Below are 9,125 nucleotides of genomic sequence, written 5' to 3'. Positions count from 1 at the left end.
TTCCGGCGCACCGCTGGAGACGATCCACCAGACCTGCCGCGAGGGCAACGCCCATCTGGCGCAGGTGCGCGAGATCGCCGAGCCGATGGGCATCCGCTTCCTCGGCCTCGGCGGCAGCCCGAAATGGTCGCTTGCCGAGACGCCGAAAATGCCGAAATCGCGCTACGAGATCATGACGCGCTACATGCCCAAGGTCGGCACCAAGGGCCTCGACATGATGTACCGCACCTGCACGATCCAGGTGAATCTCGACTTCGAGAGCGAGGCCGACATGCGCCGCAAGATGCAGGTGTCGTTGAAGCTGCAGCCGCTGTCGACGGCCTTGTTCGCCAATTCGCCTTTCACCGAAAGCCACCCGAACGGCTTGCAGAGCTGGCGCGGCGACATTTGGCGTGACACCGACAACCAGCGCTCGGGCCTGCTCGAATTCTGCTTCTCGCCCGATTTCGGTTTCGCCGACTATGTCGAATGGGCGCTCGACGTGCCGATGTATTTCGTCATCCGCGACGGTCGCTATCACGACATGACCCACATCACCTTCCGCCAGTTCATGGCCGGGGCCGCGCGCAATGAAGTGCCGGACGGGCTGCCGACAATGGGCGACTGGGCGAACCATCTGTCAACGCTGTTCCCGGATGTGCGGCTGAAGCGCTTCCTCGAGATGCGCGGCGCCGATGGCGGGCCATGGCGGCGCATTTGCGCGCTGCCGGCCTTCTGGGTCGGATTGCTTTATGATGAGGCCGCACTCGATGCCGCCGAGGCGCTGACCTCGAGCTGGACGTATGAAGAAACGCTGGCGATGCGCAATGCCGTGCCGGAACAAGGCATCTCCGCACCCTTCCGCAACACCACGCTGCGCGAGATCGCGCGTGACGTGATGGTCATTTCCCGCATGGGACTGAAGAACCGTGGCAAGAAGAACCGCGACGGCTACGACGAGACCTCCTTCCTCAACACGTTGGACGAAGTGGTGGCGCGGGGCACCACCAGCGCCGAGGAGATGCTGTCGGCCTACCACACGCGCTGGGGCGGCTCGATCGAGCCGGTTTTCATGGAATACGCCTATTAACCCTCGGATTTGGCAAAGCTGACCGGCCGGCAAAAGTCGCTTCAATCGGAAGTGGAAACAAACTAGGCTTCTTCGGCGAGGATTTCCGGAGGAGACGCCGATGCCCACCTTGTTCGACATGCTGACGCAGGCCCAGAACGGCAATGGCATGCAGGCCCTTGCCCAGCAATACGGGCTTTCAATGCAGCAGACGCAAGCGGCGGTTGCCGCATTGCTGCCGGCCTTTTCGCAGGGGCTGCAACGCAACACCGCCGACCCCTATGGGCTCGGCGCCTTCATGACGGCGATGGCCAGCGGCCAGCACGCCAAGTATTTCGAGGACGCAACCCGGGCCTTCTCGCCGCAAGGCGTCGATGAGGGCAACGGCATTCTCGGGCACCTGTTCGGTTCGAAGGATCTGTCTCGCGCCGTGGCCAGCCAGGCGGCGCAAGCCAGCGGCGTCAATCAGCAGATCCTGCAGCAGATGCTGCCGGCGATCGCCTCGATGGTCATGGGCGGGCTGTTCAAGCAGACGGCAAACCAGATGCAGGCCGCCGGCGGTTTTGGCGGCGGCGGCAACAATCCGCTCGGCGAGATCATCGAGCAGATGATGCGGCAAGGCGGCGGCATGCAGGCCCCGGCGCCGCAGCCGCGCCAGGCGCCGCCGCCCCAGAACCCGATGGACAACCCGCTCGGCAAGGTGTTGCAGGACATGTTCGGCGGCGGCGCGGCTCAGCCACAGCCGCAAAGCCAGACGCAGCCGGCACCCAATCCCTACGGCGACAATCCGCTCGGCAAGGTGCTGCAGGACATGTTCGGCGGTGGCGCGCCTCAGCCGCAGCCGCAGGGGCGGGCGCAGCCGCAGCCCCAGCAGACGCAAAGCCCCTACGGAGACAATCCGCTGGGGAAAATCTTCGAGGAGATGCTGCGGCAAGGTGGCGGTGGCTTAGGCGGCATCCCCGGCGGACAGCCGGCGCCGCAACAGCCTCAAGCGCCCCCGCAACGTCAGGCACCGCAGCCACAGGCCAATCCGAGCGGCCGGCCGAAAAACCCGTTCGACGACCTGTTCGGCAAGATGTTCGAAACCGGCGCCCAGCAGCGTGATGACTACCAGAAGGGCGTGGAGACAATCTTCGACCAGTTTAAGCGGGACATGGACCGGCGGTAGGCGGTCTTCGCTGAGGTAGAAAGAGAAAAGCCCGGTCCTGGGAGGACCGGGCAGAGTGCAGGCGGGCCGGGGGGATCCGGCAGGGAGTGGGAGCCTGCATACTCGTCAGTCGCGTCGAACCCTGAAAAGGTTCACGGCAACCTAAACAACAAGCAACCGATCAGGCCACCTTGCGAGCGAAATCCTCGATCGTTTCGATGCGATCACTGGCGATCTCGCGCAGCATCGCCGTCGGGTCGCGGCCAAACGGCACGTCGATAGCGACATGCAGGTCGGCGCGCGTCAGGCCGATATCGGCGAGTTCGGCGTCCGACATCTCGCCAAGGCGATAAAAGGCGCGGCGGTTTTTCCAGGCGCGGTAGATGTTGGAGACGGTGTTGGCCACGCGCGTCGCAACGGCCGGACGCGAGGTGATGCGCGGGGTCTCGGTGGCGAAATCGAACGTGGTCATTGTCGGTCTCCTTCAGACTCGAACGGGCAAAGCCTTGCGATCGGCGCTGGCGACAGCGGCCGTTCCGGCTTCGATTCACATGCCTTCATGTGGACAATGCCAATTTGCCATCGGCCGATTGATTAATCCAACGAATGTTTCTAATCTTTACCATCAACACCAGTGATGGATCATATCGATGAAATCGCCGCTCGATCTCGATCAGTTGCAGACCTTCATCTCGATTGCCGACACCGGCAGCTTCACGCGAGCAGCCGAAGAGGTGCACCGGACCCAGTCGGCGGTGTCGATGCAGATGCGCCGGCTGGAGGAGCGGCTGGGCAAGCCGCTGTTCGAAAAGGACGGACGCACCAACAGGCTGACCGAGGAAGGCGACAAGCTGCTCTCCTATGCGCGGCGGCTGCTCTATCTCAACCGCGAGACCCTGGCGGCCTTCGACGACCGGCGGCTCGAAGGCACGATCCGCATCGGCACGCCCGACGACTACGCCGATCGTTTCCTGCCCGAGATCATGGCACGGTTCACCCGCTCCAATCCGCGCGTCGAACTCACCGTCATCTGCGAGCCGACGCCGGGGCTGGTCGAGCATATCAAGCGCGGCAATCTCGACCTCGCGCTGGTGACGCACAACGACGTACGCGGCCAGTCGGAGGTGGTGCGGCGCGAACCGCTGCTGTGGGTCACCTCGGCCAATCATGCCACGCATGAGCAGGAAACGCTGCCGATGGCCTTCGGCCGGCCGAACTGCATCTGGCGGCGCGCCGCCGTCGATGTGCTCGACCAGCAGAACCGCGACTATCGTATCCTGTTCACCAGTTTCTCGGCCACCGTCATCACCGCCGCGGTGCTTTCCGGGCTGGCAATCTCGGTGCTGCCGGAATGCGCGCTCAGACCCGGTATGCGGGTGCTGGGCGAAGCCGACGGCTTCGGCGCCCTGCCCGATTGCCGCATCGGCATCATGCGCGGCCAGACGTCGCGGCCGGAGATCGTCGATGCGCTCGCCCGCCATATTTCGGAAAGCCTGGACAACATCTCGGTGCCGGTCGGCGAAGACCCCGGAACGTTCGATTTCGCAGCGCTCGCCTTCACCAAGCTGCGGCGAACCAAGCCGAACCAGATCCTGCCCGGCTGGTAGGCAGGGCCAGGTGTGCGGGTTATGAACGGCTGGCCCGACGCAACCGCCTTGACGCGGGCGCCCAACCGTTCCCCAATCGACGGATGAGCGAAGTAGCATCCGAATCACGCACCAACGCCGCCGAATATACGGTGAGCGAGATTTCCGGCGCGCTGAAGCGCACGGTCGAGGACGTTTTCGGCAATGTGCGGGTGCGTGGCGAGATATCAGGCTATCGCGGGCCGCATTCCTCAGGTCATGCCTATTTCGCGCTGAAGGACGACCGCGCGCGGCTCGACGCCGTGGTGTGGAAAGGCACGATGAGCCGGCTGAAGTTCCGTCCCGAAGAGGGCATGGAGGTGATCGCCACCGGCAAGCTCACCACCTATCCCGGCAAATCCAACTACCAGATCGTCATCGACAATCTGGAGCCGGCTGGCGCCGGCGCCCTGATGGCGCTGCTGGAGGAGCGCAAGCGGCGGCTGCAGGCCGAGGGGCTGTTCGACACCGGTCGCAAGCGGCTGCTGCCGTTCATGCCGTGCGTCATCGGCGTCGTCACCTCGCCGACAGGGTCCGTCATCCGCGACATCATCCACCGCATCAAGGACCGCTTTCCGCTGCATGTCCTGGTCTGGCCGGTGCGCGTGCAAGGCGAGACGTCAGGCGCGGAAGTGACTGCCGCGGTCAACGGCTTCAACGCGCTGGCATGGGATGGCGCCATCCAGCGGCCCGATCTGTTGATCGTTGCGCGTGGCGGCGGCAGCCTCGAAGACCTCTGGGGGTTCAACGACGAGGCGCTCGCCCGCGCGGTTGCCGCTTCCGGCATTCCGGTGATCTCGGCTGTCGGCCACGAGACCGATTGGACGCTGATCGACCTCGTTGCCGACGTGCGAGCGCCGACACCGACAGGCGCGGCCGAAATCGCCGTGCCGGTGAAGGCCGACCTCGAAGCAACGCTTGCCAGCCTCGGTGCGCGGCTGAAAGCGGCGGTGCTGCGCAATTTCGAGCGCAAGCGGCAGGCCGCCCGTGCCGCCGCCCGGGCTCTGCCCTCGCCCGATCAATTGCTGGCGCTGCCGCGCCGGCGCCTCGATGAGGCGACATCCAGGCTGGGCCGGGGCCTGTTGGTCTCCACCGAACGCAAGCGTGCAAGGTTTTTTGCCGTGAAACTGACACCGGCAATGCTGTCGCAGCGCATTGCAGAGGCCCGGCGCACCAACGAACGCAATCTTTTGCGAGCACAAGGGGCACTGCGTGCGATGGCAAGAGCCCGGCGTGCGGAGCTTAACCGGGCGGCGGATCAATTGCCAAAATGTGCCAGGGCATCGCTGCAGCGGCACAAGCAGCAACTGGCCATGCTGCAAGGCCGCATCACGATCGAGCCGACGGCACGGCGGCAACGCGTGCAGAGGGATTTGCTGACAGCTTTGACAAGACGCGGCACGCAAGCAGTGGTGCTCAGGCTGGAGCGCCTGCGCGGCCGCATCGTCCAGGCCGACAGGTTGATGGCGTCGCTGTCGCACAAGGCCGTCCTGGCCCGCGGCTTTGCGCTGGTGAGAGATGCGGATGGCACCGTCGTCAAGCAGGCTGCCGACGTGGCGTCGGGAATGGCGCTTTCGCTCGAGTTCGCCGACGGGACCGCCGATGCGGTGGCAATCAGCGGCACGGCAAAACCGAAAGCCGTGGCCAAGCCGGCGGCCAAGGCCAAAGAGCCTGGCAATCAGGGATCCCTATTCTGACACCATGACCGACAATCCGCATCATCTGGCAACGCCCTCAGGCAAACCGCGCGCGCGAAATTTCGGCATCGGCTTCGACGGACGGCCTGGACCGTTCAACGCGATCACCGATGTGCCCGGCGTCGCGGTCGGCTATGCGACGCTGATCTCGGGCGATGGCGCGCTTGTCGTCGGCAAGGGACCGGTGCGCACCGGCGTGACCGCGATCCTGCCCAGGCCGCTTGCCGACCTCGCCAACCCGGTCTTCGCCGGGATCTTCAGCCAGAACGGAAACGGCGAACTGACCGGCTCGCACATCGTCGAGGAAACCGGCGCTTTCAACTTCCCGATCACCATCACCAACACGCATTCCTGCGGTGTTTCCCGCGACGGCACGCTGCGCTGGATGCAAAGCGTGCTGCCGGCGGCGCTCGACAGCGGCTGGGGACTGCCGGTGGCGGCGGAGACCTATGACGGCTTCCTCAACGACATCAACGGCCACCATTTGACGTCGGAGCATGTTGCGCAGGCCCTCGACGGTGCCGCCGGCGGACCGATCGAGGAAGGCAGCGTCGGCGGCGGCACCGGCATGATCACCTTCGGCTTCAAGGCCGGCTCCGGCACGGCATCGCGCATCGTCGAATGGCACGGCCGTGCCTATACGGTCGGCGCCTTCGTGCAGTCCAATTTTGGCAAACGGCGCAATATAACCATTCGCGGCCTGCGCGCCGGGCCGCAACTCGTCGAACCGGCTGTCCGCGAAGGCACACCGCGCGCCGAAAAGGGTTCGATCATCGCCGTCATCGCCACCGACGCACCGTTCCTGCCGCATCAGATGAAGCGGCTGGCCCGACGGGTGCCGCTTGGCGTCGCCATGACCGGAGGCTTCGGGTATCACAGTTCAGGCGACATTTTCATCGCCTTCTCGACCGCCAATGCGAGCGCCGCGCGGGCGCCATCCGGCCGCATCGCCAGTGCCGATTTTATTCCCGATACCGACATCGATCCGTTTTTCGATGCGGTGATCCAGACCGTAGAGGAAGCAATCCTCAACGCGCTGGTTGCCAATGACGATATGACCGGACGGGACGGGAATTTCGTGCCGGCGCTGCCGAAGACGTGGCTGAAGGAGACCTTTGGCTGAAGACAAAAACGCGGGCCAGAAGCCCGCGCTGCAACAATGTCGCCGCTATGCGATCATTCGGCGGCTTTGATCATTCCGCGGCTTTTCTGGGGGCCTGCTGGCTTTCTTCGGCCTCGGCCGCTTCCTCAAGCCGGGATGCGATAAGTTCCTGGATATCGCCGACTTCTTCCTGGATATCCTCCAGCGGAATGCCGACCTCGGCCGCCTCGGCGGCGCACTCCTTGGCCAAGGTTTCGGCCTGCTTGTCGATCCTTGCCTGGGAGGATTGGCAATGGACCTTTTCGCCGATCCATCCCCGCAAGAATTCGATGGCGTGTTCGCTCATACTGCTGTTCCCTGGCGGCAAAGCCGGTTGGTAATCATAAACGTCGACATCCCGCAAAGGATGCATGTCCCCATTCCAGCCGAGTCGCGGTCAGCCGGCAAGCCAATGCCGTCCAAGGTCCACAGAGCCATAGGAAATCGAGGGGTCAAGGGCATTTTCTGATTCTGGAGGGGTCGGTACCGTTGGCTGGGTCACACCCAGCGCTGCGCCACTGTTTCTATTTGCTTTTTTCCGGTTTCCGAGCCGATTTCCGTCACAATAGATGGCGCAAAACACTACACATTCACAGTTGCTTCGAGGTGCTGCCCTCGGGCGCGCGGGTCGAAGCCGCCGCTATATAGTGACATCCTCCTGCAATGTCGACTCCGCCCGCTATCCTGCTTCTTTCCGCCGCGCCGAAGGGCTCCGCGACGGACGCAGAACAAGTGACGATGGACCCGAACCGGGTGGAGCAGGCCCCGGCGGAGCCGCTCAGACGTGCACAGCCACCACCGCCGCGCAGTCGCCGGCCTTAACCAGCCCGGGGAAATGCCGCGCCGCAAGCATGCCCGACATTTTTGCCCGGATCTCCTGCGGAGCGACGCCGGTGCGGCCGGTGGAATGAATGCGCGCCAGCACCGAGCCTTCTTTGACGGGCTCACCGAGATCGACCATGGTTTCGATCATGCCGTCGTCTTCGGCGAACGAGAAACAATCGCCCGACGGCATGTCGAGCCACTGGGTTCGAGTCTTCTCGACCGCACCATCTACAATGCCGGCATGACGCAGCACGTTGAGAATGCCGCGCCTCGCGATCCGCACGGTTTGCGCGCGCGACGTGCCGCCGCCGCCAAGTTCGGTGCTGACGAAGACCTTGCCCATCTCCTCGGCTGCCGTGTCGTACATGCCAACGGCGTCGATCTCGATCATGCGCATCGAGAACGGAGCGGCAAAGGCCGCGACCGCGTCAAAGGCTTTCTGTTCCAGCGCCTTGTCGGGCAAAGTGTGCGCCGCGCAGAACGGCACGAAGTCCAGCGTCTTGCCGCCGGAGTGGAAGTCGAACACGATGTCGGCGCGAGGCAGCAGCTCACGTTGAAAGTAATCGGCGATCTTTTCGGTCACCGTTCCGTCCGGCCGGCCGGGAAAGCTGCGGTTCATGTTGCCCTTGTCGATCGGCGAGGTGCGCGTGCCGGCGCGGAAGGCCGGATAGTTCATTGCCGGCACGATGATCACCGTGCCGCTGACTTGCCTGGGATCGAGGGTCCTGGCGAGATCGTAGAGGGCCAGCGGCCCCTCATATTCGTCGCCATGGTTGGCGCCGGACAGCAGAGCTGCCGGTCCGTTGCCGTTGCGGATGACGCAGATCGGGATCATCACCGAGCCCCACGCGGAATCGTCGCGGCTGTAGGGCAAGCGCAGGAAGCCGTGCTGGACGCCGTCGCGGTCGAAATCGACGGTCGGCGCGACCGGTGATGAGCGTAGATTCGACATCGGGCTCAATCCTTCACCACCAGCTTACGCGGCACATTGGCCAGGCACTCCACACCGGTTTCGGTGATCAGGATGGACTCGGTGATCTCCAGTCCCATCGTTTCCAGCCACAGGCCGGTCATGAAATGGAAGGTCATGCCGGGCTTGAGTTCGGTGCGGTCGCCGGGACGCAAGCTCATCGTGCGCTCGCCCCAGTCCGGCGGATAGGACAGTCCGATCGAATAGCCGGTGCGGTTGTCCTTGACGATGCCATACTTCTTCAGCACGGCGAAGAAGGCGTTGGCGATGTCCTCACAGGCGTTGCCGGGTTTGGCCGCGGCCAGCCCCGCTTCCATGCCTTCCAGCGTCGCCTTCTCGGCATCGAGGAATTCCTGCGTCGGCTTGCCGAGGAAGACGGTGCGCGACAGCGGGCAGTGATAGCGGTTGTAGCAGCCGGCGATCTCGAAGAAGGTGCCCTCGTCCCGCTTCATCGGTCTGTCGTCCCAAGTCAGATGCGGCGCCGAGGCATCGGCACCCGACGGCAGCAGCGGCACGATCGCCGGATAGTCGCCGCCGATGCCGTCGACGCCGCGCGTGCCGGCATCATAGATTTCGGCAACGAGATCGCATTTGCGCATGCCGACCTCGATCTTGTCGAAGATGCGCTGGTGCATCGCCTCGACGATGCGAGCCGCCTTGCGCATATAGTCG

General features: G+C 64.3%; 9 protein-coding genes. 5 read left to right on the top strand and 4 right to left on the bottom strand.

Translation table 11 applies throughout. The features are described 5' to 3' along the window. Together EN969_RS06495 and EN969_RS06490 are read left to right on the top strand one after the other, a co-directional pair. On the top strand, positions 1 to 1,069 hold a 1,069-nt coding region (locus EN969_RS06495), incomplete at its 5' end, for a glutamate--cysteine ligase (protein WP_127419032.1). A gap of 100 nt (positions 1,070 to 1,169) precedes the next feature. Next, positions 1,170 to 2,216, top strand: coding sequence for a DUF937 domain-containing protein (locus EN969_RS06490; protein WP_024502320.1), 1,047 nt, complete (start codon positions 1,170 to 1,172; stop codon positions 2,214 to 2,216). Between the two features lie 160 nt (positions 2,217 to 2,376). Here EN969_RS06490 and EN969_RS06485 read toward each other — a convergent pair whose 3' ends face one another. Further along, complete coding sequence (locus tag EN969_RS06485; RefSeq protein ID WP_063170126.1) at positions 2,377 to 2,667, bottom strand: DUF1127 domain-containing protein; 291 nt, start codon at positions 2,665 to 2,667, stop codon at positions 2,377 to 2,379. Between the two features lie 178 nt (positions 2,668 to 2,845). Here EN969_RS06485 and EN969_RS06480 point away from each other — a divergent pair, with 178 nt between their 5' ends. The 3 genes from EN969_RS06480 to EN969_RS06470 all read left to right on the top strand — a co-directional run bounded on the left by EN969_RS06480 (position 2,846) and on the right by EN969_RS06470 (position 6,640). Continuing rightward, complete coding sequence (locus EN969_RS06480) at positions 2,846 to 3,802, top strand: LysR substrate-binding domain-containing protein (RefSeq protein WP_063170125.1); 957 nt, start codon at positions 2,846 to 2,848, stop codon at positions 3,800 to 3,802. Positions 3,803 to 3,885: 83 nt separating this feature from the next. Further along, entirely contained in the window at positions 3,886 to 5,517 is a 1,632-nt protein-coding gene (gene xseA / locus EN969_RS06475) for an exodeoxyribonuclease VII large subunit (protein WP_063170124.1), read from the top strand. Between the two features lie 4 nt (positions 5,518 to 5,521). Further along, positions 5,522 to 6,640 carry a P1 family peptidase gene (locus EN969_RS06470; protein ID WP_063170123.1) on the top strand — a complete coding sequence of 373 codons (1,119 nt, stop codon included), beginning with the start codon at positions 5,522 to 5,524 and terminating at the stop codon, positions 6,638 to 6,640. 70 nt (positions 6,641 to 6,710) lie between these two features. Here the strand turns inward: EN969_RS06470 and EN969_RS06465 are convergent, their stop codons facing one another. From EN969_RS06465 to EN969_RS06455, 3 genes are all read right to left on the bottom strand, one after another. Continuing rightward, positions 6,711 to 7,022, bottom strand: coding sequence for a hypothetical protein (locus EN969_RS06465; protein WP_224675447.1), 312 nt, complete (start codon positions 7,020 to 7,022; stop codon positions 6,711 to 6,713). Between the two features lie 414 nt (positions 7,023 to 7,436). Further along, a complete protein-coding gene (doeB, locus tag EN969_RS06460; RefSeq protein WP_024502317.1) occupies positions 7,437 to 8,435 on the bottom strand; it encodes a N(2)-acetyl-L-2,4-diaminobutanoate deacetylase DoeB in 999 nt (332 codons plus the stop codon). 5 nt (positions 8,436 to 8,440) lie between these two features. Then, positions 8,441 to 9,125 (bottom strand): M24 family metallopeptidase (locus EN969_RS06455; protein WP_127419031.1); only part of this gene is annotated, 685 nt, incomplete at its 5' end.

The sequence above is a fragment of the Mesorhizobium sp. M7A.F.Ca.CA.003.01.2.1 genome (assembly GCF_003998945.1).
Taxonomy (GTDB): Bacteria; Pseudomonadota; Alphaproteobacteria; order Rhizobiales; family Rhizobiaceae; genus Mesorhizobium; species Mesorhizobium ciceri.
The sequence above is the reverse complement of the archived record's forward strand: the minus strand, read 5'-3'. Positions and strand labels throughout refer to the sequence as shown.

Bases quoted from the DNA above. Each gene is read 5' to 3' on its own strand.
- EN969_RS06485 (WP_063170126.1), bottom strand. From the start codon at position 2,667: ATGACCACGTTCGATTTCGCCACCGAGACCCCGCGCATCACCTCGCGT.
- doeB (WP_024502317.1), bottom strand. From the start codon at position 8,435: ATGTCGAATCTACGCTCATCACCGGTCGCGCCGACCGTCGATTTCGAC.
- xseA (WP_063170124.1), top strand. From the start codon at position 3,886: ATGAGCGAAGTAGCATCCGAATCACGCACCAACGCCGCCGAATATACG.
- EN969_RS06470 (WP_063170123.1), top strand. From the start codon at position 5,522: ATGACCGACAATCCGCATCATCTGGCAACGCCCTCAGGCAAACCGCGC.
- EN969_RS06480 (WP_063170125.1), top strand. From the start codon at position 2,846: ATGAAATCGCCGCTCGATCTCGATCAGTTGCAGACCTTCATCTCGATT.
- EN969_RS06490 (WP_024502320.1), top strand. From the start codon at position 1,170: ATGCCCACCTTGTTCGACATGCTGACGCAGGCCCAGAACGGCAATGGC.